The sequence below is a fragment of the Roseovarius salinarum genome (assembly GCF_002834145.1).
In the GTDB taxonomy this organism is placed as follows: domain Bacteria; phylum Pseudomonadota; class Alphaproteobacteria; order Rhodobacterales; family Rhodobacteraceae; genus Roseovarius; species Roseovarius salinarum.
Genome location: NZ_PHNT01000020.1, coordinates 21,123 through 47,655 on the forward strand (window position 1 = coordinate 21,123; position 26,533 = coordinate 47,655).

General features: G+C 70.1%; 29 protein-coding genes and 1 pseudogene. 14 read left to right on the forward strand and 16 right to left on the reverse strand.

Annotated features, from left to right (window positions below; all coding sequences use genetic code 11):
• Window positions 1-35: 35 nt before the first annotated feature.
• From CEF10_RS14900 to CEF10_RS14915, 4 genes are all read right to left on the reverse strand, one after another.
• A complete protein-coding gene (locus CEF10_RS14900) occupies window positions 36-1,817 on the reverse strand; it encodes an acyl-CoA dehydrogenase (protein WP_101068973.1) in 1,782 nt (593 codons plus the stop codon).
• 40 nt (window positions 1,818-1,857) lie between these two features.
• On the reverse strand, window positions 1,858-2,259 hold the full coding sequence (locus CEF10_RS14905; RefSeq protein ID WP_101068974.1) for a MerR family transcriptional regulator: 402 nt from the start codon (window positions 2,257-2,259) through the stop codon (window positions 1,858-1,860).
• Between the two features lie 98 nt (window positions 2,260-2,357).
• Window positions 2,358-2,795: a VOC family protein gene (locus CEF10_RS14910; protein WP_101068975.1), complete on the reverse strand. Its 438-nt coding sequence runs from the start codon at window positions 2,793-2,795 to the stop codon at window positions 2,358-2,360.
• Complete coding sequence (locus tag CEF10_RS14915) at window positions 2,795-3,163, reverse strand: MerR family transcriptional regulator (protein ID WP_101068976.1); 369 nt, start codon at window positions 3,161-3,163, stop codon at window positions 2,795-2,797. The genes CEF10_RS14910 and CEF10_RS14915 overlap by 1 nt, the downstream gene beginning before the upstream one ends.
• Before the next feature lie 116 nt (window positions 3,164-3,279).
• On the opposite strand from CEF10_RS14915, the gene CEF10_RS14920 reads away from it, so the two are divergent.
• From CEF10_RS14920 to CEF10_RS14930, 3 genes are read left to right on the forward strand one after another with little or no spacing between them, the layout of a single operon-like run.
• Window positions 3,280-3,702, forward strand: coding sequence for a PaaI family thioesterase (locus CEF10_RS14920; RefSeq protein WP_101068977.1), 423 nt, complete (start codon window positions 3,280-3,282; stop codon window positions 3,700-3,702).
• On the forward strand, window positions 3,702-4,211 hold the full coding sequence (locus tag CEF10_RS14925; RefSeq protein ID WP_101068978.1) for a PaaI family thioesterase: 510 nt from the start codon (window positions 3,702-3,704) through the stop codon (window positions 4,209-4,211). Before CEF10_RS14920 ends, CEF10_RS14925 begins: the two co-directional genes overlap by 1 nt.
• Entirely contained in the window at window positions 4,204-5,535 is a 1,332-nt protein-coding gene (locus tag CEF10_RS14930; RefSeq protein WP_101068979.1) for an MATE family efflux transporter, read from the forward strand. The genes CEF10_RS14925 and CEF10_RS14930 overlap by 8 nt, the downstream gene beginning before the upstream one ends.
• Window positions 5,536-5,604: 69 nt before the next feature.
• Here CEF10_RS14930 and CEF10_RS14935 read toward each other — a convergent pair whose 3' ends face one another.
• The 6 genes and pseudogenes from CEF10_RS14935 to CEF10_RS14955 form a co-directional block, all read right to left on the reverse strand.
• The gene (locus CEF10_RS14935) at window positions 5,605-7,239 is read right to left on the reverse strand and encodes an MFS transporter (RefSeq protein WP_101069000.1); all 1,635 of its coding nucleotides are present in this window, start codon (window positions 7,237-7,239) and stop codon (window positions 5,605-5,607) included.
• Window positions 7,240-7,322: 83 nt separating this feature from the next.
• Window positions 7,323-7,664: an arsenate reductase (glutaredoxin) gene (arsC, locus tag CEF10_RS14940; protein WP_232796529.1), complete on the reverse strand. Its 342-nt coding sequence runs from the start codon at window positions 7,662-7,664 to the stop codon at window positions 7,323-7,325.
• Window positions 7,661-8,719, reverse strand: coding sequence for a quinone-dependent dihydroorotate dehydrogenase (locus tag CEF10_RS14945; RefSeq protein WP_101068981.1), 1,059 nt, complete (start codon window positions 8,717-8,719; stop codon window positions 7,661-7,663). The genes arsC and CEF10_RS14945 overlap by 4 nt, the downstream gene beginning before the upstream one ends.
• Window positions 8,716-9,096: a DUF1330 domain-containing protein gene (locus CEF10_RS17230; RefSeq protein WP_332870153.1), complete on the reverse strand. Its 381-nt coding sequence runs from the start codon at window positions 9,094-9,096 to the stop codon at window positions 8,716-8,718. Before CEF10_RS17230 ends, CEF10_RS14945 begins: the two co-directional genes overlap by 4 nt.
• A 54-nt stretch (window positions 9,097-9,150) precedes the next feature.
• Window positions 9,151-9,477: pseudogene (locus CEF10_RS17235) on the reverse strand (DUF952 domain-containing protein); the annotation flags it as partial.
• A gap of 139 nt (window positions 9,478-9,616) precedes the next feature.
• Window positions 9,617-10,864, reverse strand: a complete 1,248-nt coding sequence (locus CEF10_RS14955; protein WP_157933042.1) for a hypothetical protein — start codon at window positions 10,862-10,864, stop codon at window positions 9,617-9,619.
• A 71-nt stretch (window positions 10,865-10,935) separates the two neighbouring features.
• On the opposite strand from CEF10_RS14955, the gene CEF10_RS14960 reads away from it, so the two are divergent.
• From CEF10_RS14960 to CEF10_RS14970, 3 genes are all read left to right on the forward strand, one after another.
• A complete protein-coding gene (locus CEF10_RS14960) occupies window positions 10,936-12,135 on the forward strand; it encodes a class I SAM-dependent methyltransferase (RefSeq protein ID WP_101068983.1) in 1,200 nt (399 codons plus the stop codon).
• 4 nt (window positions 12,136-12,139) lie between these two features.
• Window positions 12,140-12,811, forward strand: coding sequence for an SOS response-associated peptidase (locus tag CEF10_RS14965; protein ID WP_101068984.1), 672 nt, complete (start codon window positions 12,140-12,142; stop codon window positions 12,809-12,811).
• Between the two features lie 111 nt (window positions 12,812-12,922).
• Complete coding sequence (locus tag CEF10_RS14970) at window positions 12,923-13,465, forward strand: NADPH-dependent FMN reductase (protein ID WP_101068985.1); 543 nt, start codon at window positions 12,923-12,925, stop codon at window positions 13,463-13,465.
• Between the two features lie 8 nt (window positions 13,466-13,473).
• Here CEF10_RS14970 and CEF10_RS14975 read toward each other — a convergent pair whose 3' ends face one another.
• Window positions 13,474-13,872, reverse strand: a complete 399-nt coding sequence (locus tag CEF10_RS14975) for a VOC family protein (RefSeq protein WP_101068986.1) — start codon at window positions 13,870-13,872, stop codon at window positions 13,474-13,476.
• A gap of 52 nt (window positions 13,873-13,924) precedes the next feature.
• Here CEF10_RS14975 and CEF10_RS14980 point away from each other — a divergent pair, with 52 nt between their 5' ends.
• On the forward strand, window positions 13,925-14,704 hold the full coding sequence (locus CEF10_RS14980) for an FAS1-like dehydratase domain-containing protein (protein WP_232796530.1): 780 nt from the start codon (window positions 13,925-13,927) through the stop codon (window positions 14,702-14,704).
• Window positions 14,705-14,830: 126 nt separating this feature from the next.
• Here the strand turns inward: CEF10_RS14980 and CEF10_RS14985 are convergent, their stop codons facing one another.
• Entirely contained in the window at window positions 14,831-15,871 is a 1,041-nt protein-coding gene (locus CEF10_RS14985) for an NAD(P)/FAD-dependent oxidoreductase (RefSeq protein WP_101068988.1), read from the reverse strand.
• 66 nt (window positions 15,872-15,937) lie between these two features.
• Here CEF10_RS14985 and mnmD point away from each other — a divergent pair, with 66 nt between their 5' ends.
• From mnmD to CEF10_RS15010, 5 genes are all read left to right on the forward strand, one after another.
• Window positions 15,938-16,621, forward strand: coding sequence for a tRNA (5-methylaminomethyl-2-thiouridine)(34)-methyltransferase MnmD (mnmD, locus tag CEF10_RS14990; protein ID WP_101068989.1), 684 nt, complete (start codon window positions 15,938-15,940; stop codon window positions 16,619-16,621).
• The gene (locus tag CEF10_RS14995; protein ID WP_101068990.1) at window positions 16,618-17,487 is read left to right on the forward strand and encodes a DMT family transporter; all 870 of its coding nucleotides are present in this window, start codon (window positions 16,618-16,620) and stop codon (window positions 17,485-17,487) included. Before mnmD ends, CEF10_RS14995 begins: the two co-directional genes overlap by 4 nt.
• Before the next feature lie 119 nt (window positions 17,488-17,606).
• The gene (locus CEF10_RS15000) at window positions 17,607-17,990 is read left to right on the forward strand and encodes a hypothetical protein (protein WP_157933043.1); all 384 of its coding nucleotides are present in this window, start codon (window positions 17,607-17,609) and stop codon (window positions 17,988-17,990) included.
• Window positions 17,991-18,068: 78 nt separating this feature from the next.
• Window positions 18,069-19,169, forward strand: coding sequence for a transporter family protein (locus CEF10_RS15005; protein WP_101068992.1), 1,101 nt, complete (start codon window positions 18,069-18,071; stop codon window positions 19,167-19,169).
• Between the two features lie 74 nt (window positions 19,170-19,243).
• Complete coding sequence (locus CEF10_RS15010) at window positions 19,244-19,765, forward strand: hypothetical protein (RefSeq protein WP_157933044.1); 522 nt, start codon at window positions 19,244-19,246, stop codon at window positions 19,763-19,765.
• An 11-nt stretch (window positions 19,766-19,776) separates the two neighbouring features.
• Here the strand turns inward: CEF10_RS15010 and CEF10_RS15015 are convergent, their stop codons facing one another.
• Window positions 19,777-21,759 carry a lytic transglycosylase domain-containing protein gene (locus CEF10_RS15015; protein WP_198586213.1) on the reverse strand — a complete coding sequence of 661 codons (1,983 nt, stop codon included), beginning with the start codon at window positions 21,757-21,759 and terminating at the stop codon, window positions 19,777-19,779.
• 165 nt (window positions 21,760-21,924) lie between these two features.
• On the opposite strand from CEF10_RS15015, the gene dapA reads away from it, so the two are divergent.
• Window positions 21,925-22,800, forward strand: coding sequence for a 4-hydroxy-tetrahydrodipicolinate synthase (gene dapA / locus CEF10_RS15020; protein ID WP_101068995.1), 876 nt, complete (start codon window positions 21,925-21,927; stop codon window positions 22,798-22,800).
• 123 nt (window positions 22,801-22,923) lie between these two features.
• On the opposite strand, the gene CEF10_RS15025 is transcribed toward dapA, so the two are convergent.
• From CEF10_RS15025 to CEF10_RS15035, 3 genes are all read right to left on the reverse strand, one after another.
• The gene (locus CEF10_RS15025; RefSeq protein ID WP_101068996.1) at window positions 22,924-23,622 is read right to left on the reverse strand and encodes an NYN domain-containing protein; all 699 of its coding nucleotides are present in this window, start codon (window positions 23,620-23,622) and stop codon (window positions 22,924-22,926) included.
• Window positions 23,623-23,692: 70 nt separating this feature from the next.
• Window positions 23,693-24,565, reverse strand: a complete 873-nt coding sequence (gene yghU / locus CEF10_RS15030) for a glutathione-dependent disulfide-bond oxidoreductase (RefSeq protein WP_101068997.1) — start codon at window positions 24,563-24,565, stop codon at window positions 23,693-23,695.
• A gap of 141 nt (window positions 24,566-24,706) precedes the next feature.
• Window positions 24,707-25,819, reverse strand: a complete 1,113-nt coding sequence (locus CEF10_RS15035) for an S-(hydroxymethyl)glutathione dehydrogenase/class III alcohol dehydrogenase (RefSeq protein WP_101068998.1) — start codon at window positions 25,817-25,819, stop codon at window positions 24,707-24,709.
• 172 nt (window positions 25,820-25,991) lie between these two features.
• Here CEF10_RS15035 and CEF10_RS15040 point away from each other — a divergent pair.
• Window positions 25,992-26,533, forward strand: a 542-nt coding sequence (locus CEF10_RS15040; protein WP_198586214.1) for a Y-family DNA polymerase, incomplete at its 3' end; no start/stop codon positions are given.

Here is a 26,533-nt window from a genome sequence, read left to right on the forward strand (position 1 = left end):
GGGCGCCGTGGCGGCGCCCCGCGTGTTGCGTGGCCTCAGAACTGCCCGGCGTCCAGTGCCATCACCGGGTCGGCGCCGCTCTGGATGCGCGCGAGGTGCGCGGCCGTCACGGGCAACTGGCGGGCCATGTAATAGCGCCCGGTGGCGATCTTGGCGTTCAGGAAATCGGCGTCGCCGTCGCCCGCCTCCAGCGCGGCCCTGGCGGCGCGGGCCATCCGCGCCCACATCAGGCCGAGGCAGACATGCCCGAAGAGGTGCATGAAATCGTACGACCCCGCGAGCGCGTTGTTGGGTTCCTTCATGCCGTTCTGCATGAAATAGGTGCCTGCAGCCTGCAGGTCCTTGCTGGCGGCCTTCAGCGGCTCGAGGAACGCGGAATCGAAATCCGCGTCCTCGCCGCTCATTTCCTTGATGTCGCCCTTCACCATGTCGAAGAAGGCCATGATCGCCTTGCCGCCGTCCTTGGGCAGCTTGCGGCCCACCAGGTCGAGCGCCTGGATGCCGTTGGTGCCCTCGTAGATCATGGTGATCCGCGCATCGCGCACGAACTGCTCCAGCCCCCATTCGCGGGTGAAGCCGGATCCGCCCAGCGTCTGCTGGGCCAGCACGGTGGTCTCGAAGCCCTTGTCGGTCAGGAAACCCTTGATGACCGGGGTGAGCAGCGAGATCGCGGCCTCGGCCTCTTCATCGCCGGCGCGGTGGCTGGCGTCGATCATCTGCGCGCCCCAGAACGTGAAGGCGCGCGCGCCCTCGACGAAGGCCTTCTGGTCCATCAGGTTGCGGCGCACGTCGGGGTGCACGATGATCGGGTCCGCGGGGCCGTCGGGGTTCTTTTCGCCGGTCACGTCGCGGCCCTGAAGGCGGTCGAGCGCGAAGTCGCGCGCGTTCTGGTAGGCGACCTCGCCCTGGGCATACCCCTGCAGCCCGACGCCCAGGCGGGCCTCGTTCATCATGGTGAACATCGCCTTGAGACCTGCGTGTTCCTCGCCCACGAGGTAGCCGGTGGCGCCGTCGTAGTTCATCACGCAGGTGGCGTTGCCGTGGATGCCCATCTTTTCCTCGAGCCCGCCGCAGGACAGCGCGTTGCGCGCGCCCAGGCTGCCGTCCGCGTTGACAAGGAACTTGGGCACGATGAACAGCGAGATGCCCTTCACGCCGTCCGGCCCGCCGGGGATCCTGGCGAGCACGAGGTGGACGATGTTCTCGGCCATGTCGTGTTCGCCGGACGAGATCCAGATCTTCTGCCCCGAGATCCGGAAGGTGCCGTCGTCCTGCGGCTCGGCCTTGGTGCGGATGAGCCCGAGGTCGGTGCCGCAATGCGGCTCGGTCAGGTTCATCGTGCCGCCCCATTCGCAGGTGGCCAGCCTGGGCAGGTAGGTTGCCTTCTGGTCGTCCGACCCGTGGGCGTGGATCGCGTTGTAGGCGCCGTGCGTCAGCCCCTGGTACATGTTCAGCGCCATGTTGGCCGACGAGAACATCTCGCCCACCGCCGTGCTGACAAGGTAGGGAAGGCCCTGGCCGCCGTAGTCCGGATCGCAGTCGAGCGCGGGCCAGCCGCCCGCGCGCACCTGTTCGAAGGCGTCCCTGAAGCCGTCGGGTGTGCGCACCACGCCGTTTTCCAGCGTGCAGCCCTGCGCGTCGCCCACCGGGTTCAGGGGCGCGAGGACCTCGGCGGCGAGCTTTCCCGCTTCCCCGAGCACGGCGCCGGTGAATTCGCGGTCCAGCTCGTCGTAACCCGGCAGGTCGCTTTCGGCGACCTTGAGCATGTCGTGCAGCACGAACTGCATGTCCTGGGTGGGCGGCGTGTAGCTTGGCATTCTCGTCTCCCTTGCCTGTCCTGTCGGCCGGCGGCGCGCGTTACTCGGCCGCGTCCTTCGATTGCCTGAGCGACGCGATCATGCGTTCGCCCCAGCGCATCTGCTCGCGCAGTTCCGCGATGGCCTCGTCAAGCTCGTCGCGCTGCGCGATCATCGCCTGAAGACGGTCCTGCGCGATGGCATAGGTGTGTTCCAGCTGCGTGAGCTGCTGGTCGCCCATGTCGTAGAGGTCCAGAAGCTGGCGGATCTCCTCGAGGCTGAAGCCGAAGCGCTTGCCCCGCACGATCAGCTTCAGCCGGGCGCGGTCGCGCTTGGTGTAAAGCCGTTTCTGGCCCTCTCGGCGCGGCGCCAGCAATTCCTTGGATTCGTAGAACCGCAGCGTGCGCGGCGTCACGTCGAACGCGTCGCACATCTGGCGGATTGTCATTGTCTCGTCGCTCATGTCCGGGCTTCTGCCGTTGGCTTGCTCATGCACCCAAGGTGGGCCCCGCGCTCCGGTGATACAACAATGGTTGACGTTTACGTAACCAGAACGTCGCGTCACTTTCCCGAGGTGCCGGAGTCCGCGTCGGATGGCGGCCCGATGGCGTCCGCGTGCACGAAACACAGCTTGTTGCCCTCCGGGTCCCTGCAATAGGCGGCATAGAAATCCGGCGCGTAGCGGGGGCGCCGGCCGGGGCGGCCTTCGTCGGTGCCGCCGGCCTTCACCGCCGCGCTCCAGGCCGCGTCGACGGCGCCCCGGTCGGGGGCGGCGAAGCTGACCTGCACGCCGTTGCCGGGGCTGGCGGGCCGGCCGTTCAGCGGTGCGCGGATCGCGAACTGCGGCCAGCGCTGGCCCGGCACGTACCAGATCACGCCGGCCGGGCCGGCCTGCTCGATTCTCTCGCGCCGTTCCAGGCCCAGCGGCGCAAGCACGGCGTCGAAAAAGGCGACCTGCCGCGCGAGGTTGTCGGCGCCCAGCATGACATGGCTGAACATCAGTCCAGGCTCTTGGCGGTTTCGTCACGCAGCTGCTTGAGCTCGGCCATCGCCTCGTCGAGCTGCTCGCGTTGCGCGGCCAGCTCCCTGAGCTGCCGGTCGGCAAGGTCCAGCCAGCTGCGCATCTGCGCCTCCGTGCCCTCGCGCTCGTAGATCAGAAGCCATTGGCGGATGTCCTCCAACGCGAAACCGAAGCGTCGCCCGCGCAGGATCAGCGTCATGCGGGCGATCTCGCGCGGGCCGTAGAACCGCGCGCGCCCCTCGCGTTCGGGCGCCAGAAGCTCGATGTATTCGTAGTACCGCAGGGTGCGCGGCGTGACGTCGAACTTCGCGCACATTTCCTTGAACGACAGACGTGTTTCGGACATCGGCCCCGGGCTCCTCTGGTCGGAAAGGGTAGGATCAAGCGGCCGCGAGGGCAACCGCCGCCCTTGAACCCGGGCCGGAATGCGGCGACAAAAGGCCCGGATTCAAGGGGGCGGCCATGTGCGCGGACAAGACGAGGATCGCGGAACAGTTCATCGGGATGATCCCGCATTCGCAGGCGCTGGGCATGGCGCTGACCGATATCGGTGACGGCACTGCCGAGATCGCGATGGAGTATGACGAACGTTTCGTCGGCGATCCGGAGACGGGCGTGATCCACGGCGGCGCGGTCTCCGCGCTGATGGACACCTGCTGTGGCGCAGCGGCGATGAGCCATCCCGCCTCGCCGGGAACCACGGCCACCATCGACCTGCGGATCGACTACATGCGTCCGGCGACGCCCGGGCAGCGAATCCGGGCGCGGGCGACCTGCTATCACATCACCCGGTCGGTTGCCTTCGTGCGGGCCACGGCGATGGACGACGACGAAACGCGCCCGGTTGCCGCGGCCACCGGGGCCTTCACCGTGGAGGGCGCGTGATGGCCCGGCCCACCCCCGACCCCGTGCAGATGGTCAAGCAGCGGCGCGACGCGGCGCTCAACGCGCTGGTCGAGGGCGTGCCCTACATCCGCTTTCTCGGGATCCACTTCGACCGGCGCGGCGACGAGCTGACCGCCGTGATGCCCTACGACGAAAAGCTCATCGGCAACCCGTCGCTGCCGGCGCTGCATGGCGGCGCCACCGCGGCGTTCCTCGAGGTCGCGGCGATCATCGGGTTGAGCTGGGCGATGCTGTGGGAAGAGATCGAAAGCGGCCGGCTCGACCCCGACAGCCTGGCCGCCGGCGATCTGCCACGGCTGCCCAAGACCATCGACTTCACTGTCGACTACCTGCGCGCCGGGCTGCCGCGCGATGCCTATGCGCGTGCGCAGGTCACGCGCTCGGGCCGACGTTACGCCAGCGTGCGCGCCGAGGCCTGGCAGGACAACCGCGGCCGCCCCTTCGCCGAGGCGACGGGACATTTCCTGATGCCACGGCGCGATGGCTGACACGGCCCCGCCGCGGGGCGCGCCGATCACTCATGGCCGCGTCCTGCACATCGCCCTGCCCATCGTGATCTCGAACGCCACGGTGCCGATCCTCGGCGCGGTGGACACCGGCGTGGTGGGACAGCTGGGGCAGGCCGCGCCCATCGGCGCGGTGGGGCTTGGGGCGGTGATCCTGACATCGCTCTACTGGCTTTTCGGGTTCCTGCGCATGGGCACCTCGGGGCTGACGGCCCGTGCCCACGGCGCCGGGCAGGCGGGCGAGGTGGCCGCCATGCTCACCCGCGCGCTGATGATCGGGCTGGCCGGCGGGCTGGCGATCATCGTGTTGCAGCTGCCGCTGTTCGCGGCCGCCTTCGCCCTCGCGCCGGCAAGCGCCGAGGTCGAGGGGCTGGCGCGCGGCTACATGGGCGTGCGCGTCTGGAGCGCGCCGGCGCTCATCGCGATCTACGGCGTCACGGGCTGGCTGATCGCGCAGGAGCGCACGCGCGCCGTCCTCGCGCTTCAGGTGCTGATGAACGGGGTGAACATCGGGCTGGACCTGTGGTTCGTTCTCGGGCTGGACTGGGGCGTCGTCGGGGTGGCGCGCGCCACCTTCATCGCCGAGTGGGGCGGGCTGGCCTTCGGCATCTGGCTGTGCCGCGACGCCTTCGCCCGGTCCGCGTGGCGGGATTGGCCCCGGGTCTTCGACCGGGCCCGCCTGCGCGAGATGGCGGCGGTGAACACCGACATCCTGCTGCGCTCGCTGATGCTCAAGGGCGTCTTCCTGTCATTCCTGTTCCTCGGCAGCGGGTTCGGCGACGTGACCCTGGCGGCCAACCAGGTGCTGATGCAATTCCTCGAGATCACGGCCTTCGCCCTCGACGGTTTCGCCTTCGCCGCCGAGGCCCTGGTGGGCCAGGCGATGGGAGCACGCGACCCGATGCGCCTGCGCCGCGCGGCGTGGATGACCAGCCTCTGGGGGCTCGTGGCCACGTTCGGGCTGGCCGCCGCCTTCGCGCTGGCGGGCGGCGCGGTGATCGACCTGATGGCCAAGGCCCCGGAGGTGCAGGCCGAGGGGCGCGTCTTCCTGCCCTACATGGTGTTCGCGCCGGTGCTCGGGCTCGCGGCCTTCATGCTCGACGGCATTTTCATCGGCGCCACCCGCAGCCGCGACATGCGCAACATGATGGCCGTCAGCCTCGCCGTCTACGTCCTCGCCGTCGTCGCGCTCGTTCCCGCGCTGGGCAATCACGGGCTCTGGGCCGCGCTGCTGGTCAGCTTCGTCGCACGCGGCGTGACGCTCGGGCTTCGCTACCCGGCACTGGAACGCGCGGCGGCGGGCTGACCGGGCGCGCCCTTCTTCTTGCTCGGGGTATCCCGCGGGGCAAAGCCGTCCCGCGGCCGGTTCCCGTGCTCAGTCGCGCGTCCGCAGCCGCGTGCGCTGCACGATGAAGATGGTTACAAGCGGTGCCAGAACGGTGATCGCCGCCACGCTCAACAGGATCCAGCCCAGTTCGGAGTAGTCCTGCGGAACCTCGACCTCGCCCGTCTCCTGATCGCGCACCTCGCGGGTGACCTCGAAGATCTGGTTGAGGTATTTCGTCAGCAGGCTGCTGGCCGACAGCGCGAGGTTGGTGAACGACGCCATGACGGCGAAGAAGGTGGCCTTCAGGTTCGCCGGCGCGTTGCGCGCGATCCAGGCCAGCATCGGGATCATGGCGACCTGGCCCAGCGGCGACTCGAGCGCGGTGTCGATGATGGCAATGAACCGCGCGTCGACGATCCCGTCGGTCAACGGGCCGGTCCATTCGTGTATCCCGTAGTAAAGGCCGATGTTGGGCATCGACAGCACGCCGTTGGCGAGGGTCAGGACGATGACGATCCAGACGATCGAATGGGTGGCCATCAAGGGCCGCAACACGACCAGCCCGACGAGCGTCAGCACCGAGGTGATGAGCGACAGCACCGACAGGAACCGCTGGTCGAATCCCAGCACGTCGATCGAGAACCAGTTGTAACCGGGGCCCGGCAGGGGCACGGCGCGGAACACGAAGATGATGATCGCCGTGCCGATCAGCGCGCGCGCCTTGGCGGGCTCCAGCACGGCCACGAGTTGACGCATCAGCACGATGACGATGGCCATAGAGCCGGCAAAGACGAGCTCCTGGGAATAGGGCACGTCGGACACGCCGATCGCGATGGTCAGCGCGACGAACAGCCCGCCGCCGACGAAATACCACGGGTTGGCCTCGGAGGCCTCGTTCACGCGATCGAGCACCGCGTCGATCTCGCCCTCGTGCCAGCCCTGCCGCCGCAGGCGCCGGCGCGCGGTGATCTTCTGCAGCGCTGCCAGGATCACGCCGGACACCGAGATCGCCGGTATCGCGAGGGCCATCAGGTAGATGTCGGCATAGGTCTCGACCTTCTGCGGCTCGCTCATGCCCTCCACGCCGCGGAACATGTAGATGTTGAGCGCGGCCACCAGCACGGTGCCGGTGATCACCGCGAAGCGGCCCAGCGTCTGCATGGTGGTGTGCAGCTCGCGCTCGCGCTCGTCGCTCAGCGGGTTGCCCTCGGCGTCCACCCTGGGCACCGCCTCCACCGACATCGCGTCGGCGACCGCGTCCTGGATCACGTATCCGGTGGGTGCCAGAAGCTGGGCCGTGACATACCACGCCGACACCGGCAGGATCCCGGCCATCCAGTCGCGATAGGTTATCAGGAAGAACATGATCGTCAGGCTGGCCGCGATCAGGCCGGCGCCCAGGTAGACCAGAAGCCACTTCCACCGCCAGATCAGGTCGACGAAATGGCCCAGCGGCATCTTCAGCGCCCAGGGCAGCCCTGCCCAGAAGCTCAGCCCGGCCAGGAAGGCCGCCGACAGCCCGAGGTAGTCCTTGACGAAGAAGGTGCCGACGATCGCCGTCAGCCCCGAGATCCCGGCGGCCAGGTAGATCATCAGCGGCGGCAGGAAGGTCCAACGCACCTGCCGGGCCAGATCGAACACCACGGCGTCGATCCAGCTCATCACCGTGCGTGCGGGGGTCATGCTCATCGCGTCTGCCCGGTCTGACTTTCTCCAGTAGAGGCCGCGCGCCGGGCGGAATCAAGCGTTCCGCGCCCCCTCCGGCATCACAGGATCGACAGCACGGACTCCGGTGGCCGGCCCAGCGCGGCGCGCGCGCCCGCGATCACGATGGGCCGTTCGATCAGCCCGGGATGCGCGGCCATCGCCTCGATCAGCCTGTCCGGGTCGTCGTCCTTCGACAGGCCCAGCTCGCGGAAAAGCGCCTCCTTGGGCCGCATCATCGCGATCGCGGGCACGCCCAGCCTTGCGTGGACGGCGCGCAGTTCCTCGGCCGACGGCGGGTCGTCGAGGTAACGGCGCACCCGCGGATCGAGCCCGCGGTCCCGCAAGAGCTTTAGCGTCTCGCGCGACTTGGTGCAGCGCGGGTTGTGCCAGATGGTGATCAAAGCCAATCCTCCCTTGCGGTGCCCACGGCGTCGGCCACGGTGGCGAAGCCGTCCTCGGCCAGCCGCGCATCCAGCCCTTCGGTGATCCGAGGGACCAGCGACAGGCCGTGAAGGCTCAGCGCGGTGTAGAGCTGCACGGCGCGCGCGCCGGCGCGGATCTTGGCATAGGCATCCTCTGCCGAGGCGATGCCGCCCACGCCGATGAGCGGCATCTTCCCGTCCGTGATTTTCGACAGCCGCGCCAGCACGCGCGTTGATCTGTCGAACAGCGGGCGGCCCGACAGCCCGCCCGCCTCGTCCCGCGCGGGGCTCGTCAGCCCCTCGCGCGACAGCGTCGTATTGGTGGCGATGATCCCGGCGACGCCGCCCGCCTGCGCGACGTCGGCGATTTCCGTGAGTTCCGCCTCGGACAGGTCGGGCGCGATCTTCAGGAACACCGGGATCGGCCGGGGCAGCCAGTCACGCGCCTCCATCACGCCCGCCAGCAGCGCCGAAAGCGCCTCGGCGCCCTGCAACTCGCGCAGCTTCTCGGTGTTTGGGCTGGACACGTTCACCGTCGCGAAATCGAGGTGCCGGCCGCAATGCGCCAGCACGCGCGCGAAATCCTCGGCGCGGTCGGGGCTGTCCTTGTTCGCGCCCAGGTTCAGGCCGATGACCGCGTCCGCCGGCCGCCCGGCCAGCCGCCGCGCCACCGCCTCCATGCCGTCGTTGTTGAACCCGAAGCGGTTTATGACCGCATCGTCGGCGGGCAGGCGAAACAGCCGCGGCCGCGGGTTGCCGGGCTGCGGCTGCGGCGTGACGGCGCCCGCTTCCAGGAACCCGAAGCCCGCCCGCGACAGCGGCCCCAGGGCCTCGGCGTTCTTGTCGAAGCCGGCGGCAAGCCCGACCGGGTTGGGCAGGTCCAGCCCGGCCACCCGAGTGCGCAGCCGCGGCGACGCGACGGGGCCGGGCCGCGGCGCCAGCCCCGCACGCAGCGCGAGAATCGCCAGCCTGTGCGCGCGCTCGGGGTCGATACGGCGCAGCGCGGCGAGGCCCGTGCGTTCAAGCATGCTCATCCGAAGCGCCCCCCGGCCTCGGCCGGCCGGCAACGGATCAGCCGAGAGGTGCTCACCGCCGCCTGCCGGTGCACGACCGCCGTCCGGTAGGCCGGGTCCGTCACCATCTCCAGGAAGGCGTGCGCGGTGGGATAGCGCGCGATGAACAGGTGATCCCAGTGCTCGTTCGGCGGGCCGATCAGCACCCCCTCGAAACCGCCGCGCCACAGGATCGTGATCCCCAGCCGGTCGAGGATCGGCGCGGTTTCGGCGCCGTAGCGGGCATAGGCCTCAGCCCCGGACAGCCCCGCCACCGCCAGTGCATGGTCGGCCGGGTAGGCCGCGGTCTCTCGCAGTCGCACGAGGTTGAGCATCTCCACGGGCCGGTCGCGCTCCATCGCCTTGAACCGGTCGAACTGCGCGCGCGCCGGGTCGACATGGCCTGCCACGCACTCGGGGAAGCGGTGCGCACCGTCCGCCAGCGGCAGCGGCACGATCCAGGCGAGATCGGCCAGCGTCAGCGCGCGGTAGAGATGCGGAAACAGGGCCCCGCCGCGCGAGCGTTCCCAACGCAGGGCCTCGCCCAGCGTGTCCGTGTCCACGGCGGCCAGCATCAGCCCGTCCTCGCCCGCGAAATGCTTCGCGGCCGTCCCGGCTGCCTGGTCGGCGGTGGAGAGGTGGATGAAGCCGTCCGCGACGTCCACCGGCGCGCCGTCGGTCCGGCCCTCGGCGCGCAGCGTCTCCCACTCGGGGCCGCGGAGTATCTTGTAGATCAGCATGGGGCTCTTCTGCGGCCTGCGCGCGGGCGGGTCAAGGGTGCGGGCCACCCATCCCCCGACCTTCATCTTGCCCGAAATACTCCGGGGGAGTCGCCCGCAAGGGCGACGGGGGCAGCGCCCCCCGTGCGCCGCCCGACCGTCAGCCCAGCAGGTCGGGGCGCAGCACCATCACCGCACCCAGCGCCAGCAGCACCACCCCGCCCACAAGGTGCGAGATGCGGCTGAACCGGCCCGTGGCCGCGACGGCCCGCAGCGTGACCATCGCCGTCACGAAGATCGCCGTGTCGTCCAGCAGGAAGACCCCGAGGTAAAGCGCGAGATAGCCGTAGTGCGCACCCGCCGGCAGGTCGTGCATCGCCAGCACCTGCGTGTAGACCGCCGGCACCCCGGCCGAGCACAGCAGCTCCACCAGGTTGACCACCACCGCCAGCGCCGCCACGCCGAGGGCGGCCAACGCCAGGCCGGGCCGGTTGACCAGCGCGTCGAGCCGGTCGCGGATGCGCCGGCGCTGCTGGCCGGGCGTCACGCGGCACACGCCCTCGGGGTTGGTCCAGTATTCGCGCAGGTAATAGACGCCCGCCGCCAGCGCCAGCGCCCCGATGGCCAGCCGCAGCCACCCGGCCGCCCCGATCCAGAGCACGACGTTCAGCCAGGCGGCCATCACCGCGAAATACATCGCCCCCGTGGCCAGCAGGAACACCGCGCCCAGCGTCCACATGCGCCGGCGATCCTCGACCCCCAGCAGCAACCCGATCAGCAGCGCGAGCACCCACATCGCGCAGGGGTTGAAGCCGTCCACGCCGGCCAGAACGACCGTGAGCGCGGGCAGCGACAGCCGGTCGAGCGTGATCTCGCCCACGAGCGGCAGGGTCACCGTCTCCGGCAGGGGCGGGGCCGCCGTGTCCGCTGGTGGCGGCACGGGCGCCTGCGCCCCGGCGCGGAGATCGGCCACGCGGTCGGGGCAGGGCACCTCGCGGCACAGCGCGACCATGTCGCGGTAGCGTTGCGTCGTGGCCGCGCCGGCGAATCCCACCTGGTGGCGGGCGCCGATCACCACCAGCGGCACTGCCGGCCGGTCGATTCCAAGCGCGGCGTTCACCCGTTGAAACAGGCGGTTGTTGTCCGCCGAGGGACCGAGCTCGATCGCGTTGACCCCAAGCGCGGGATCCTGCGCCGCGATCTCGGCCAGCGCGGCGCGGGCACGGTTGCAATATGGGCAACCCTCCTGCCAGAACACATGCGCGGTGACCTGCTGGGCGGCGGCGGGCAGGGCGGTCAGGATCAACAGGAACAGCGGGGCGAGGTGGCGCAGGGTCATCAGGGTGTGGCGCGTGTCGTTCGCCCCGATCCTAGGCGGTGGCACGAAGGCGTCGTTGATCGGTGTCAAGGTGCACGAGGCTTTACATCCGCCGCGCGGTCGGCTCTATCCTGTGCCCCGCCGATGATGAGAAGATGCGAATGGTTTCCGTCGAGGACCAATACGAGGCCTATCCCTATCCCGAGCGCGACCCGGCCGAGGAAAAGGACCGGCTGATCACGGGCTCGCCCTCGCACCCGCTGGAGATCGACCATTTCCTGTTCGGCGGGCAGCGCGACTGGTCGCAGCCCCTGCACGCGCTGGTGGCCGGTGGCGGCACCGGCGACGGGCTGATCCAGCTCGCCCAGCTCATGGCCAGCGCCGGGCGGCCGTGCGAGATCACCTATATCGACCTGTCGCGCGCCGCGCGTGAAGTCGCCGAGGCCCGCGCGGCCGCGCGGGGGCTGACGGGCATCTCCTTCGTCACCGGCAGCCTGCTGGACGCGCCCGGGCTGGGCCGGTTCGACTATATCGACTGCTGTGGCGTGCTGCACCACCTGCCGGACCCCGCCGCCGGCTTCCGGGCCCTGCGCGATGCGCTCGCGCCCGGCGGCGGGCTGGGGTTCATGGTCTACGCGCCCCACGGCCGTGCCGGGGTCTATCCGCTTCAGGAAGCCTTCGAGGCGCTCTACGGCGATCTTTCCGCGCCCGAGAAGCTCGCCGCGGCGCGCGCCGCGATGGACAAGGTGCCCGAGGGCCACCCGTTCCGCTGCAACCCCAACCTGGGCGATCACATGTCGAGCGACGCGGGTTTCTTCGACCTGCTTTTGCACTCGCAGGACACGCCCTTCGACGTGGGCACGCTTCTGGACACGCTGGGCGCGACGGGATGGGCGCTGTCGGGTTTCACCATGCCGGTGCTCTACGATCTCGCGCGACTGGTGGAGGTGCCCGCGGGCATGTCGCCGGACCGGGCCATGGCGGTGGCCGAGAAGCTGCGCGGCACGATCAAGACGCACGTGGGCTATGCCGTTCCCGCCGACGAGGCGCGGGCCCCCGCCACGGGGCGCAACCGGGCGCTGGTGCCGCACCTGGTGGGCGTGGAGGCCCGCGGGCTGGCGCGCGCCGTGGGGCAGGGACAGGCGCCGCCGGTGAATTTCGCCGGCGTCTCTGGGCGGCTGGAGCTGCCGAAACAGGCGGCGCCGCTGATCGGCGCGATCGACGGGCGGCGCAGCCTGTCGCAGATCGCCGGCGCCGCGGGCGCCGATCCGATCGGCATGGGCGCCACCTGGGCGCGGGTCGAGGCGGAACTGACCGGCTGGGGGCTGCTGCGCTACTCCGCGTTGCTGGCGCAGGCGTAGGCCGATGTGCGGGCGTTTCGCCGTCACCCTGCCCGACGACGCGATGGCGCGGCTTTTCGCGGCGCGGCCCGCCAACGACCTGCCGCCGGTGCCCAACTACAACGTGTGCCCGACAATGCCGGTCCACGCGGTGTCGCTGGGCGAGGGCGGCCGCCATCTCGGCGCCATGCGCTGGGGGTTCGTGCCGCACTGGTACGACACGCCCGACGACGGCCCGCTGCTCATCAACGCCCGCGCCGAGACCATCGCCGAGAAACCGGCCTTCCGCAGTGCCTGCCGAAACCGCCGCTGCCTGATCCCGGCGGCGGGGTTCTACGAATGGTCCAGGGGCGCCGACGGAACCAAGCTGCCGTGGTTCGTGCGTGCCGCCGACGGCGCGCCCCTGGTGTTCGCCGGCGTATGGCAGGTCTGGGAGCGCGGCGACCAGCGCATCGCCAGCTGCGCCATCGTCACCACCGAATCCAGCCCGGACGTGGCCCACATCCACCACCGCATGCCGGTGATCGTCGCGCCCGAGCACTGGGGCTTCTGGCTGGGCGAAGAGGGGCGGGGCGCCGCGCGGCTCATGCATCCCGCGCCCGAGGGCGCGGTGACGGCCCACCGGGTCAGCCGGGCCGTCAACTCCAACCGCGCGCAAGGCCCGGAGCTGATCGAGCCGCTGGAGGACGGGGAATGACGGCGGCGGAACCCTGCACAGCCCGTGTGCAACCGCGCCGCTTGCCCGTGGCGCACGCGCGCGCCATATCGGCGCAAGGCAAGTGAAGATACGGAACAGGAGGCACCCTTCATGGAAGACCCCAAGTTAGTCACCATCTCGGGATCGTTGCGCGCGGGCTCCTACAACCGGATGCTGCTGCGCGAGGCGGTCGCCGCCTTCGGCCCCGCTCAGGTGACCGAGGCCGACATCCGCTTCCCGCTTTACGACGGGGATCTCGAGGACGCCGAGGGCGTGCCCGAGGCGGTCGAACGCCTGGCCGGCCAGATCCGCGAGGCCGATGCGCTGGTGATCTCCTCGCCCGAGTACAACAAGGGCATTTCCGGCGTGATGAAGAACGCGCTGGACTGGCTCAGCCGGGTCGAGGGGCCGGTGTTCAAGAAGACGCCGACGGTCGTCATGTCCGCCAACGCGGGGCGCACGGGCGGGGAAACCGGCCAGTTCATGCTGCGCAGCTGCCTGATCCCGCTGCAGCCCGACGTGCTGGATGGCCCGATGCTTTGCGTGGCGCATGCAGGTGACGAGTTCGACGCGGACGGGAACCTGAAGAACGATCGTTACCGCAAGGTGCTTGAAGGGCGGATGCGCACCTTGCGCAAGGCCGCCACCGGCTGAGGCGCGCATCACCCCGGTGCGGCGATCTCGAGCAGATTGCCGTCCGGGTCACGGATGTAGAGAGAGGTGATCGGACCCGTGGCGCCCGTGCGCGGCACCGGGCCGAGTTCCACAGTCACGTCGCTGTTTCCCAGATGGGCCAGCCAGTCCGAAATCGGCGCTTGCGTCAGGAAACACAGGTCGGCCGAGCCGGGCGCGGGCCGCGCTGCATGTGGCGCGATCTCGTGGCCGGCCGCGTGCAGGTTGATCTTCTGGTCGCCGAATACCAGCGCCCAACGCGCGGCGCCGTCCGCGCCGGTGAAGCGTTCGGGGCGCATGCCGAGAACGTCGCGGTAGAACGCGCAGGTCGCGGCGATGTCGGCGATCGTGAGCACCAGGTGGTCGAGCGTGGCAACGGTTGGCGGCATGCGTCTTGTCCCTGCTGATCGCGATTCATACTCTCTCGCCATGACCGACGAGATGCAAATCGTTGACGCCGCGATGGATCCCGCGCGCGCCCGCGCGCTTCAGGCGGCGCTGGGGCGGCGTCCGACGGTGGACACCGGGACGCCGCTGCCGCCGTTCTTCCACCAGCTGTATTTCTGGGATCCGCAGCCGCCCGTGGCACTGGGCCGCGACGGGCACCCGAAGGTGGGCGGGGTGATCCCCGACATGGGGCTGCCGCGGCGCATGTGGGCGGGTGGCCGGCTGACCTTCCACGGGCCCCTGGTGGCGGGGACAGCCGCCGCACGCCGCTCGGTCGCCGAAAGCACCGCGTTCAAGGAAGGCCGCAGCGGCCCGCTGGGTTTCGTGACGCTGCGCCACGAGATCCGGCAGGCGGGCCGGTTGTGCGTGACCGAGTGGCAGGATCTCGTGTACCGCCCGGAGCCCGACCCGGATGCCCCCGCGCCGACCCCGCCGCAGGCCCGGCGTGACGAGGCGCTGTGGGAGACGGCGGATTTCGACGCAACGTTGCTGTTCCGCTATTCCGCGCTGACCTTCAACGGCCACCGCATCCACTACGATGCCGACTACGCCCGGCAGGTCGAGGGATATGCCGGGCTGGTGGTGCACGGTCCGCTTCTGGCGCAGTTGCTGATGCTGCTGGCCGAACGGCAACTCGGCGCGCTTGCGGCCTTCGAGTTTCGCGCGACCGCGCCGCTGATCGCGGGCGAGACGGCCGAACTGTGCTGGGACGACGGCGCCGCATGGGTGCGCGCCCCCGACGGCCGCCAGTGCCTTCAGGCCAGCGCCCGCTGAAACGTGCGGCTGCGCCGCGCTCTTTTTCGTTCCGGTGAGGGGCGCTGCCCCTCACGCTCCCCGGAGTATTTGGGGCAAGATGAATGTCAGGGACCGCCCTGTCGGGTATTCCGGCCGTTCGCCCGTCTAAAGCGAGGCCTCCGGGTGGAAACTTTCGGGGATCCGGTCGATGCCGTCGAGCAGAAGGTCGGCCATGACCTCGCCCGCAACGGGCGCCATGCCGAAGCCGATCTTGAAGCCGCCGTTGGCGATGTAGTGACCGGGGCGCCCGGGCCAGGGGCCGAGCATCGGCGCGCGGCTTTTCGCGCGCGGGCGCAGCCCGGCCCAGCGTTCGATGACCGGCGCCGCCGCGAGCACGGGAAGCACCTGGCCCGCGCGCAGAAGCAAGGCGTCGAGCTGCTGGTCGGTGGTGTCCGGCGCGGTGTAGTCACGCTCCGAGGTGGAGCCGACCGCGACCGTGCCATCGGCGTGCGGCACGATCAGCACGCCGTCGGCGGCGATCTGCGGCTGGCCCGCCGCGTTCAGCCCCAGCAGGGCGGCCTGCCCTTTCACCCCGTTGCCGGCCGCGCGGTCGGTCGCGGCCGACAGGTCGCGCAGGCCGGCGACGCCGGTCGCCCAGACCACCGGGCGGGCGCCGTCCGGCGGCGTGTCACCAGCCGTGATCGTGCCGCCCGAGGCCCGGATGGCGCCGGCGAGCGCCTGGCAGGCCGCGCGCGGGTTCACGCGCGCGCTCAGCGTGTCGCGGATCAGCAGGCCGGTGGGGCTGGCCGGCGTCCAGGCACCAGCGGGCGCCTCGATGACCTCCCAGGTGACATGGTCCGGCCATAGCTCCCGCGCCGCAGCGGCGCGGGCGCGGGCCAGTTCCAAGCCGCGCGCGTCGCGTATCGGCTGCAGCCGGCCGACCCTGGCATGGCCCGGGTCGATACCCGAAAGCTCTGCGGCCGTCGTCCAGAGGTCTCGCGCCGCGAGCAGGCTGTCGAGCTGGAACGCCTTGAGGGCGTTCCATTTCTCGGGGGCGTGCGGGGCGAGCATGCCGACCACGCCGCCGCTGCAGCCCGCGGCGATGCCCGTGCGTTCGATCACCGCGACGCGCGCGCCGCGGCGCGCGCAGGCGAAGGCCACCGACAGCCCGAAGACCCCCGCGCCCATCACCGTGACATCCGCCATTGCCAATTCCGCGCCTCCCCGTCATGGTCGCCGGCATTCCGGAACCGGTCCCTACAGGAAGGCGCGATGCACGACCAGCAGGCGGCGGAGATCGAGTGGCGCGCGGGCGGTGTCCCCGTGTCGCGCCGTTTCGACGACCCCTACTACAGCCTCGAGGACGGGCTGGCGGAGGCGCGCCACGTCTTCCTGTCGGGCAACGGGCTGCCCGGGCGGTTCCGGGCCGGGTTTCACATCGCCGAACTGGGCTTCGGCACCGGACTGAACATGCTGGCCGCGCTGGACCTGTGGCGGCGCGCGGGCCCGGGGGGCACGTTGCACTATACCGCCTTCGAGATGCACCCGCTGGGCGTCGACGAGATGCGCCGGGCGCTGGCGGCCTTCCCTGACCTGGCGGATGTTGCTGCCGAGCTCGCGCCGCACTGCGGGATGGGCGCGTGCGAGATCGCGCTTGACGACGTGGCATTCACGCTGGTCGAGGGCGACGCGCGGGCCACCTTGCCAGCCTGGGAAGGGCGGGCCGACGCCTGGTTCCTCGACGGTTTCGCGCCCGCCCGGAACCCCGAACTGTGGGAGCCCGCGCTGCTGGTGCAGGTGGCGCGCCATACGGTGCCGGACGGTACGGCGGCGACCTACACCGCGGCGGGCGCCGTGCGCAGGGGACTGGCCGAGGCGGGTTTCGCGGTGACCCGGGCGCCGGGCTTCGGGCGGAAACGCCACATGACGACGGCCCGGCTGGAGCGCGCGGCATGACCGAACAGAACACGCGCCTGGGTATCCTGCTGATGGTGGCCACCACCTTCATCTTCGCGTCGCAGGACGGGCTGTCGCGTCACCTGGCGGGCGAATACAACGTCTTCATGGTCATCATGATCCGCTACTGGTTCTTCGCGGCCTTCGTGATGACCCTCGCGGCGCGGCAGGCCGGCGGGCTGCGCGCGGCCGCGGCGACGGACCAGCCGTTGGTGCAGGGCTTCCGGGCGGTGCTTCTGGTGGCCGAGATCTGCGTGATGGTTCTGGGCTTCACGCTGCTTGGGCTGGTGGAAAGCCACGCGGTCTTTGCCTGTTACCCGCTGCTCATCGCCGCGCTGTCGGGGCCGGTGCTGGGCGAGCGCGTGGGCTGGCGGCGCTGGGCGGCGATCGGGGTGGGTTTCGTCGGGGTTGTCATCATACTCGAGCCGGGGTTCGGCGTGTTCCGGCCGCAGGCGGTGGTGCCCTTGGCCGCGGCCTTCATGTTCGCGCTTTACGGGCTGCTCACGCGCTATGTCGCGCGACTGGACACGGCGGCGACCAGTTTCTTCTGGACGGGGACCGTGGGCGCGGTGGCGATGACGGCCGTCGGCGCGTGGTTCTGGGAGCCGATGACCACCCCCGACTGGGGCTGGATGGGGCTGCTGTGCCTTACCGGGGCGCTGGGGCACTACACGCTCATCAAGTGCTACGAGGTGGCCGAGGCCAGCTCGGTCCAGCCCTTCGCCTTCCTGCAACTCGTCTTCGGCAGCGCCATCGGCATGATGGTCTTCGGCGAGACGTTGCGCCTGAACGTGGCGCTGGGGACGGCGCTGATCGTGGGGGCGGGGCTGTTCACCATCTGGCGCCAGCGCCGCGCGGCGGCCTGAGGCGCGCGCGACCTGCGACGTTTTGGCGGCTGGTCGGATGCGTGGCTTCGCTGTTCCTTGTCGTCCAACGACAACGACGGGCACCGCCCGCGGCGAGCGCACCGCGCAACGAGGGACGCATGAGAACGGGACTTACCCCGGCGGGCACCGGGCATGCAGGGCGGCGCGGCGCGCTGGCTTTGCTGCTGGGCCTCGTGCTCGCGCTGCGGGTGATCGCCGTTCCGTTCGTGATGGCGGCGCCCGCGCCGGGGCTGATGGCGATCTGCTCGGGTGGCGAGATCGTCTATGTCTCGCTCGACACGGGGCAGCCGGTGTCGAACGGTCCGGCGGCCGATCCCTGTCCCTTCTTCGGTACCACCGCTGCGCTGACGGGCGCCGGACCGGACCCCGCAAGGCCCGTCTTCGCCGCCTCGGGCATACCTGTCGTCCTGCCCGCTCGGATCGTGCCGGCACCGCGGCGGGTCGTGGCCCACGCCCCGCGCGCGCCACCCCTTTCCACCTGATTTTCCAGCGAAATGACAATCAGGACACACGGGGTGTGCCGGGTTCGGCCGGTCGCCCCGCACGGAAAGGACGCATACATGAAACTTCAACTTATTCCGGCCCTCGTTCTGGGCGCGGGGCTGGCGGCAGGTGCCGCGGCGGCCCAGGACACCGCGATGGCGAAGCCCGCGGGCGGCAAGATGGCCCACGGCCACATGCACGGACCCATCGGCGTCACCGGCCGGCACACACCGCCGCAGGGCAAACTGATGCTGAGCTATCGTTACGGCGGCATGTCCATGTCGGGCAGCCGCATGGGCACCACGGACGTCAGCCCCGATTACATCGTCACCGCGTTGCCCAACCGGTTCTTCGGCCGTCCCGGCCAGCCACCCACGCTGCGCGTGGCCCCGCGCGAGATGACCAAGGACATGCACATGCTGGGCGCGATGTACGGCGTGGCCGACCGGCTGACGCTGATGGCGATGCTGCCCTATGTCGAGAAATCGATGACCATGCGCAGTTATGCCGGCCCGGTGGGCACGACCGTGCTGGGCGATTTCACCACGCACAGCCGCGGGCTGGGCGACATCAAGCTGGGCGCGCTGTTCGGGCTGGCGGGCAAGGGCCGCAACGCGTCCGTGGCGCGGCTCGGGCTGAGCCTGCCGACGGGTTCGATCACCGAAACCGACCGGGTGCTTTCGCCGATGGGCACGCGGCCGGTGAAACGCCTTGGATACGGCATGCAGCTCGGGTCCGGTACGGTCGACCTTCGCCCGGCGATCACCTTGCAGCGTGGCCGCGGTGCGTGGAACTGGGGGGCGCAACTCGGGGGCGTGGTGCGTCTGGGCACCAACGACGAGGGCTATGCGCTGGGCGACGGCGCGACCGCGGTCGCCTGGGCAAGCTGGCGCGCGGCGCCGTGGATCAGCCTGTCGGGCGGGGTCGAGGCGCGCACCATGGGCGCGATCGACGGCATCGACCCCAATATCGTCGGCGCCGCCACCGGGGCTGACCCGCGCAATTCCGGCGGTGACAAGGTGATCGTGTTCGCCGGGGCGGACCTGACGGCACGGCGCGGCGCGCTGAAGGGCCACAAGCTGGGGCTGGAGCTGGGCGTGCCCGTCTACCAGGATCTCAACGGCGTGCAGAGCAAGGGCGACTGGCGCCTGCGCCTTGCCTGGCGCCGGGCGTTCTGAAAACGTGCCTTCGGGGCGCTGCCGTTCCGTGTTACCTTTCTCCAACGGCCGAGAGGGACAGGGGGGAGGTTGCGATGTTGAGAACGGCATTGGCGGGGGCGGTCTGCGCTTTGGTGGCGTGGTCCGCCCCCGCGGCGGCGCAGGAGGTCGCGGGCACCATCACCGGCACGCTCGACGGCGTGGAGACGCAATGGCTGATCCTGCAGCACCCGCAGGGATCGCAATCGGAGTTCATGGACTGGGGCGCGATCCATGCGGTCACGTTGTTCGGCCAGCCCGAGGGGGCGGGCATGCTGGACACCGAAGGCGCGCTGATGATCGACATGAACGTGCCCGGCACGACGGCGCCACTGGACGGGCGCGAGGTTTCGGTCCGTTACCTCACCGAGGGAATGTTCAAGGGATACGCCAGCAGCTACGACCGTGAACCGGTGGTGAAGATCACCGCTCTGGAAAAGTCCGGCGAGGGGCTTGCGATCTCCGGCACGGTGTCGGCCGAGCTGGGCCAGACCGACGGGCCGGGACAGCAACCCGACTACGCGGACGCGCGCAGGCTGCAGGCGGATTTCGAGGCGACGCTTCCCGGCCAGCGCTGACCGCGCCGCCGTTATTGCGTCCGCCCGGGCGCGTGCAGGGTGCCGCCCGTCAATTCCTGTGAAAAGGGCACCGGGTGGGGCGCCTGCCCCAGCCGCGCGCGGTAGACCGGCAGGCTTTCGGCCACGCGCATGACGTAGTTTCGGGTCTCGCGGAACGGGATGTGCTCGATCCAGTCGATCACGTCCATGTCGCCGCCCAATACACCGCCCGCGCGCGGGTCGCCGTAGCGGTCCATCCAGTCAAGCGGCCGCCCCGGGCCCGCGTTGTAGCCGGCCGCGATCATCACCGCGTTGCCGTCGAAGCGCCGGGCGAGCCCGGCGAGGTAGGCCGCGCCCAGACGGGCGTTGTAGCGCCAGTCGCTGCGCAGCTTGCCTTCCTCGTGGGTGACATCGAGGGTGCGCGCCATGTCCCGCGCCGTGCCCGGCATGAGCTGCATCAGCCCCCGGGCGCCGGCGCCGCTGACGACGGTGAAGTCGAATTCGCTTTCGCGCCGCGCGATGGCCAGCGCCAGTTCCATGGGCACGGGCAGGTCCATCTCCTGCATCGGGTGAAGCGCGTAGTAGGGGCCGTGCAGCACGATGCCCCGCCGCGCCGCGCGCTTGCCCAGCATGACTTGGAGGTGGGGTTGGCCCAACTCGTCGAGCATCCGGCCCAGCTGGCCCAGCGCCTCGCGCTCCAGCCCGTCGGCCAGATGCAGCAGGAAGCGTTCCGCGAGGTTAAGGCGGCCGTTGGCCAGCGCCAGCACACCCACCTCGAACACGCTGCTTTTCGTGAACTCCGCGGCGCGCCAATCGGGGAAGGCCTCGTCGCCGGCAAGATCCGGGTCGGCGGGCGCGCCCGCGCGTTCGGCGGCCAGAAGGCCGTAGAAACTGGTCTGGTAATGCGCCCCGCGTCCGTAGGCGATGGCCGCCGCCTCGGAATTGCCCAGCGCCTCCTGTGCCCGGCCGATCCAGTACCCCGCCCGGCCCAGCGAGATCGGCGTTTCCACGGCCTGGCGGAAACGCTGGAAATGGTCGAGCGCGATTTCGGGCTGATCGAGGTGGCGCAGGGCGATATAGCCCGCGAGCCATTCGAGATCGGCGTAGGCCGCGCCGGGCGCCAGCTGGTGGAACGCGGCGAGTTCATAGGCAAGCGCCGGCTTGCCCGCCCGCATCTGCGACCGTGCGAGCGCGCGCCGCCACCCTGCCCAGCGACGCGGCTCTCCCAGGCCGCCGCGCACGCGGCTCTGCCGGCGGATGACCGCGATCGCCTTGTCGGTCTCGTTGCGCCGGATGTAACGGTTGAACAGGGCGTGCGCTATACCGGGATCGCGACGCTGCGCCCCGGTCAGCCCCTCGATCCGGTCGGCAACCCCGCTGGCATCCTTGCGAAGCATCTGCCACAATTCGGCGCGCTTGCGCGTTTCCGCGTCGACCAGCGGCATCATCTGGCCGGCGTCGAGCAATCCGCGCCACAGCGTCATCTCGAGCCGCGCGGCGTGATGCGGTTCGAGCAGATCGCCGTGTATCTGCACGAAGGCGGTATGCTCGGCGGGGCTGAGGTCCATCGTGCGCCATGCCAGCACGACCTCGGCCTGCGCGTCGCCCTTGCGCCCGGCCTCGGTCAGGGCGCGCGCGTGGGTCAGCGCGCCGATGCCGGTCTGCGGCGGGTTGTTGGCGAAGAAGTCGAAGACCTGCTGCATGGTGGCCTTGGCGAAGGCCGCCTCGCTCCGGCGCCGCAGGTATTCCAGCCCCGGCCAGTCGCCGTTGCGCGACAGGAAGTCGAGCACTTCGGCCGGGGTCCCGCGGCCCGCGCGCAGACGGTACCATTCGATCAGCTCGCCCGCGGCCGGGCCGGCCCGCGCGGCGAGTTTCGCGGCCGTGTTCCAGTCGCCGGCATCCACGGCCTGCAGCGCGCTCGACAGGGGGCGGGGGGCCGCGGGCGCGCCGGTTTCGGCGCGGGCAGCGGCACCGGACAGGACCAGCGCCACGGCGAGACAAAGAACGCGCAACATCTCTTGCATTTCCCGCTTGGGCGAAGGATAGACGACGTCACGTTATGCGCCCGCGCGCGGGGCGTCCATGCCCGTGGTTGGCAGATCGGCGGGCCGTCGCTAGATTCGCGCGCGCTTGCAGCGGGCGCACGCGGCGGAGGCCGACGAAAACGAAAGGAGCGTGTCATGTTCAAAGGATCCTTCCCGGCCCTCGTGACGCCGTTCAGGAACGGCGAGGTGGACTTCGATACGCTCGAGAAACTGGTCGAATGGCACATCGGCGAGGGCAGCAACGGCCTGGTGCCGGTGGGCACCACCGGCGAAAGCCCCACGCTGAGCCATGACGAGCACGAGAAGGTCGTCGAGGCCGTGGTGCGCGCCGTGGCCGGGCGCATTCCGGTGATCGCCGGCGCGGGCAGCAACAACACGCTGGAATCGATTCGTTTCATGCAGCACGCGGCACGGGTCGGCGCGGACGCGGCGCTGGTGGTCACGCCGTATTACAACAAGCCCACCCAGCGGGGCATGATCGCCCATTTCACGGCGCTGCACGACTGCTGCGAACTGCCGATCCTGATCTACAACATCCCCGGGCGCTCGGCCGTGGACATGACGCCGGAGACGATGGGCGAGCTGGCGAAACTGCCCCGAATCGTCGGGGTCAAGGACGCCACGGGCGACCTGGCGCGCGTCAGCGACCAGCGCATCGCCTGCGGCAAGGATTTCATCCAGATCTCGGGCGAGGACCCCACCGCCCACGGCTTCAACGCCCAGGGCGGGCAGGGCGTGATCTCGGTCACCGCGAACGTGGCGCCGGGCCGGGTCGCGCAGGTGCAGGCCGCCACGCTGGAGGGCGACTATGCCCGCGCGCTGGACCTGCAGGACACGCTGATGCCGCTGCACAGGGCGATCTTCGCGGAGCCGGGCCTGGTGGGCGTAAAATACGCCATGTCGCGGCTGGGCCTTTGCAGCGAGGAGGTGCGTTCGCCGCTGACCGGGCTGAGCGACGAGACCCGGGCGCTGGTCGACGACGCGATGCGCCATGCGGGTCTGATGAACTGAGCCGGCCTCGGCGCGGGTGGCGCACGTCGGCAGGGGCGCTGCCCCTCTTGGCGCTGTGCGCCAATTCACCCCGGAGTATTTGGGGCAAGATGAAGTCGGCGAGCCGGTTTGCCCGCGCGGCCGTCAGTCGACGCGGCGGACCATGAGCTGGTTGCCCTCGCGGCGGGTCTCGAGCACCTTGATGTCGGCCACGAGGTCGCTGAGCTTCTTGTGGCCGTAGCTGCGCGTATCGAAATCGGGGTTGGCGGCGGTGATCTGCTGGCCCAGCCGGCCCAGCGCGTACCAGTCGCTTTCCTGGTCGATGGAATCCATCGCCTTGAACAGCAGGTCGCGGGCCTCCTGCAGGTTCTTGGTGCGGGCCGTGCCCGGTTTCTCCTCGGGTGCCTCGCCGATGTTTTCCAGGTAGATGAACCGCTTGCAGGCCTGCCGGAAGGCTTCGGGCGTCTTGCGCGCCCCGATGCCGTAGACGTCGAGCCCCTGTTCGCGCAGCCGGCTGGCCAGCCGGGTGAAATCGCTGTCCGAGGATACCAGAACGAAGCCGTCGAAACGGCCCGAATGCATCAGGTCCATCGCGTCGATGACCAGGGCGATGTCGCTGGCGTTCTTGCCCACGGTGTTCGACGGCTGGTGATGCGGCACCAGTCCGAATTCCGCCTGCACCTTGTTCCAGCCGGTCATCTGCTGGGACGAGAAATCGCCGTAGACGCGGCGCACGCTTGCCTCGCCCATGGCCGCGATCTCCTCGAAGATCGACTTCGTCCACTTGGGCGAGGTGTTGTCGGCATCGATCAGGACGGCCAGAAGCGGGGGACGGTCGGGCATGGGCGGACTCCTTTGCGCCTTCATGCCCGATCCCGGCGGCCGGCGAAAGCCCCGGCTCCGGCGTGACCGCTCAGCCGGTGGTGCCGATCCTGTCCTGCGTTCGGGTCTCGAAATCCGCGGGCGAATGGCGTTCGTGCAGCTGCATCGACTCGTCGCCGAAGGTGCGGTTGACCATGCGGCCGCGTTGTACCGCGGGACGCGCGTCGATCTTTTTCGCCCAGGCCAGGACGTTGGCGTAGCTCTCGGCGTCAAGGAAGGTCGCCGCGCCGTAGAGCCGGCCCAGCACCAGTTGCCCGTACCACGGCCAGATCGCCATGTCCGCGATGGTATAGCTTTCGCCGGCGATCCACGGCCGTTCGGCCAGCTGCCGGTCGAGCACGTCGAGCTGGCGCTTGGTTTCCATCGTGAAGCGGTCGATGGCGTATTTGATCTTTTCCGGCGCGTAGGCGTAGAAATGGCCGAAGCCGCCGCCCACGTAGGGCGCGCTGCCCATCTGCCAGAACAGCCAGTTGAGCGTCTCGGTGCGCGCGGCGCGGTCCGCGGGCAGGAAGGCGCCGAACGTCTCGGCCAGGTGCAGCAGGATCGCGCCCGATTCGAACACGCGCAGGGGGGCCTCGCCGGTATGGTCCACCAGCGCGGGGATCTTCGAGTTCGGGTTGATCTCGACGAAGCCGGACGAGAACTGGTCGCCGTCGCCGATGCGGATGAGCCATGCATCGTACTCGGCCCCCGCGTGGCCGGCGGCCAGCAGCTCCTCGAACATCATGGTGACCTTGACACCGTTGGGCGTGCCCATCGAGTAGAGCTGGAAGGGGTGGTCGCCAACGGGCAACTCGCGCGCGTGGGTGGGGCCCGCGACGGGGCGGTTGATGCTTGCGAACTGGCCGCCGCTTTCGCCTTCCCACGTCCAGACCTCGGGCGGGGTATAACCGGTGTCGCTCATGGTTGCGCGTCCTTTCCTGTCTTGCGTCGTCCCGCGACGTAACAGGGTGCGGGTGCGATGCAACCTGCACCTGCGCACATGGCGGTGTTCGATCAAATGAGCATGGCCCGCAGACCTGCAGGCCGCGCCCGGGCGGATCGATCAGTAGACCACGACCGACCGGATCGACTCGCCCGCGTGCATCATGTCGAAGCCCTTGTTGATCTCCTCCAGCGTGAGCGTGTGGGTGATCATCGGGTCGATCTCGATCTTGCCGTCCATGTACCAGTCGACGATGCGGGGCACGTCGGTGCGCCCGGATGCGCCGCCGAAGGCCGTGCCCTTCCAGACGCGGCCGGTGACCAGCTGGAAGGGCCGGGTGGCGATCTCGGCGCCCGCGGGGGCCACGCCGATGATGACGCTCTCGCCCCAGCCCTTGTGCGCCGATTCCAGCGCGGTGCGCATCACGTCGACGTTGCCGGTGGCGTCGAAGGTGTAATCGCCGCCGCCCCCCGTCATTTCCACGAGGTAGGGCGCGAGCGCGCCCTCGACTTCCGAGGGGTTGACGAAATCGGTCATGCCGAACTTCCACGCCATGTCGGCCTTGTCGGGGTTGATGTCCACGCCCACGATCCGGTCTGCGCCGGCGAGTCTGAGCCCCTGGATGACGTTCAGGCCGATGCCGCCCAATCCGAAGACGATGGCCGTCGCGCCGATCTCGACCTTGGCGGTGTTGACGACCGCGCCGATGCCGGTGGTCACGCCGCAGCCGATGTAGCAGACCTTGTCGAAGGGCGCGTCGGACCGGATCTTGGCCAGCGCGATCTCGGGCAGGACGGTGTGGTTGGCAAAGGTCGAGCAACCCATGTAGTGCAGCAGCGGCGTGCCGTCGGTCATGGAGAACCGCGACGTGCCGTCGGGCATCACGCCCTGGCCCTGGGTGCCGCGGATCGCCTGGCACAGGTTGGTCTTGGGATTGAGGCAGTACTCGCACTCGCGGCACTCGGGCGTGTAAAGCGGGATCACGTGATCTCCGGGCTTGAGCGATTTCACGCCGGGGCCGACCTCGACGACGACGCCCGCCCCCTCGTGGCCGAGGATCGCCGGGAACTGCCCCTCCGGATCGGCGCCCGAAAGCGTGAAGTCATCGGTGTGGCACAGGCCGGTGGCCTTCACCTCGACCAGGACCTCGCCCTCCTTGGGCGCGTCGAGGTTCACATCCATGATCTCGAGCGGCTTGCCGGCCTCGAGTGCAACTGCGGCCTTGGTGCGCATTTTCCTGTCCTCCCTGATATGCCGGGGAAAGCTTGGGCGAAAGCGCGGGTCTTTTCAATGCCGCAGCGACGCCCCGTGAGCCGTTGGCGACGGCGGCGGCCGGCGCGGACTCGACTCGCCGGGCGGCGCGCACTAGAAAATCGCCGGAACAATTCAGGAACATTTGTGTCTCATGCCTGGCCGCCGCATCCTTTCGCTGTGGTTTCCGCACCTGGGGGCCGAACGGGTTCTGCGCCGTCTGGGCCTGCCCGGAGAGGCCTGTCTCGGCGTGGTGGCCGAGGACGGGGCGCGTCAGGTCCTGTCGTCGGTTTCGCCGGGGGCACGGGCGGCCGGTCTGGCCGAGGGCCAGGCGCTGCGGGATGCGTTTGCCATGTGTCCCCAGCTTGTCGTGCGGCCGCAGGATGCGCCGGCGGAGGCCGCTTTCCTCGACGCGCTGACCCGCTGGGGCGGGCGGTTCTCGCCCTGGGTCGCGCCGGAGGCGCCGGCGGCCCTGATGCTCGACATCACGGGCTGCGCGCACCTGTTCGGCGGCGAGGCGGCGATGATGGAGCGGGCGATGGAGGACGCCCGCGCGCTCGGCCTGACGGCCCGGGCAGGGCTGGCCGACACCCCCGGCGCGGCCTGGGCGTTGGCGCGGTTCGCCGGGCAGGGCCCGGCGCCCGCGCCGGCCGGCGACATGATCGAGCAGGAGGCGCGCGCGACACGGTCGCGCGC

Coding starts and splice junctions, on each gene's coding strand:
- CEF10_RS14900 (WP_101068973.1), bottom strand. CDS start 1,817: ATGCCAAGCTACACGCCGCCCACCCAGGACATGCAGTTCGTGCTGCAC.
- CEF10_RS14905 (WP_101068974.1), bottom strand. CDS start 2,259: ATGAGCGACGAGACAATGACAATCCGCCAGATGTGCGACGCGTTCGAC.
- CEF10_RS14910 (WP_101068975.1), bottom strand. CDS start 2,795: ATGTTCAGCCATGTCATGCTGGGCGCCGACAACCTCGCGCGGCAGGTC.
- CEF10_RS14915 (WP_101068976.1), bottom strand. CDS start 3,163: ATGTCCGAAACACGTCTGTCGTTCAAGGAAATGTGCGCGAAGTTCGAC.
- CEF10_RS14920 (WP_101068977.1), top strand. CDS start 3,280: ATGTGCGCGGACAAGACGAGGATCGCGGAACAGTTCATCGGGATGATC.
- CEF10_RS14925 (WP_101068978.1), top strand. CDS start 3,702: ATGGCCCGGCCCACCCCCGACCCCGTGCAGATGGTCAAGCAGCGGCGC.
- CEF10_RS14930 (WP_101068979.1), top strand. CDS start 4,204: ATGGCTGACACGGCCCCGCCGCGGGGCGCGCCGATCACTCATGGCCGC.
- CEF10_RS14935 (WP_101069000.1), bottom strand. CDS start 7,239: ATGACCCCCGCACGCACGGTGATGAGCTGGATCGACGCCGTGGTGTTC.
- CEF10_RS14945 (WP_101068981.1), bottom strand. CDS start 8,719: ATGAGCATGCTTGAACGCACGGGCCTCGCCGCGCTGCGCCGTATCGAC.
- CEF10_RS17230 (WP_332870153.1), bottom strand. CDS start 9,096: ATGGAGCGCGACCGGCCCGTGGAGATGCTCAACCTCGTGCGACTGCGA.
- CEF10_RS14960 (WP_101068983.1), top strand. CDS start 10,936: ATGGTTTCCGTCGAGGACCAATACGAGGCCTATCCCTATCCCGAGCGC.
- CEF10_RS14965 (WP_101068984.1), top strand. CDS start 12,140: ATGTGCGGGCGTTTCGCCGTCACCCTGCCCGACGACGCGATGGCGCGG.
- CEF10_RS14970 (WP_101068985.1), top strand. CDS start 12,923: ATGGAAGACCCCAAGTTAGTCACCATCTCGGGATCGTTGCGCGCGGGC.
- CEF10_RS14975 (WP_101068986.1), bottom strand. CDS start 13,872: ATGCCGCCAACCGTTGCCACGCTCGACCACCTGGTGCTCACGATCGCC.
- CEF10_RS14980 (WP_232796530.1), top strand. CDS start 13,925: ATGCAAATCGTTGACGCCGCGATGGATCCCGCGCGCGCCCGCGCGCTT.
- CEF10_RS14985 (WP_101068988.1), bottom strand. CDS start 15,871: ATGGCGGATGTCACGGTGATGGGCGCGGGGGTCTTCGGGCTGTCGGTG.
- mnmD (WP_101068989.1), top strand. CDS start 15,938: ATGCACGACCAGCAGGCGGCGGAGATCGAGTGGCGCGCGGGCGGTGTC.
- CEF10_RS14995 (WP_101068990.1), top strand. CDS start 16,618: ATGACCGAACAGAACACGCGCCTGGGTATCCTGCTGATGGTGGCCACC.
- CEF10_RS15000 (WP_157933043.1), top strand. CDS start 17,607: ATGAGAACGGGACTTACCCCGGCGGGCACCGGGCATGCAGGGCGGCGC.
- CEF10_RS15005 (WP_101068992.1), top strand. CDS start 18,069: ATGAAACTTCAACTTATTCCGGCCCTCGTTCTGGGCGCGGGGCTGGCG.
- CEF10_RS15010 (WP_157933044.1), top strand. CDS start 19,244: ATGTTGAGAACGGCATTGGCGGGGGCGGTCTGCGCTTTGGTGGCGTGG.
- CEF10_RS15015 (WP_198586213.1), bottom strand. CDS start 21,759: ATGTTGCGCGTTCTTTGTCTCGCCGTGGCGCTGGTCCTGTCCGGTGCC.
- dapA (WP_101068995.1), top strand. CDS start 21,925: ATGTTCAAAGGATCCTTCCCGGCCCTCGTGACGCCGTTCAGGAACGGC.
- CEF10_RS15025 (WP_101068996.1), bottom strand. CDS start 23,622: ATGCCCGACCGTCCCCCGCTTCTGGCCGTCCTGATCGATGCCGACAAC.
- yghU (WP_101068997.1), bottom strand. CDS start 24,565: ATGAGCGACACCGGTTATACCCCGCCCGAGGTCTGGACGTGGGAAGGC.
- CEF10_RS15035 (WP_101068998.1), bottom strand. CDS start 25,819: ATGCGCACCAAGGCCGCAGTTGCACTCGAGGCCGGCAAGCCGCTCGAG.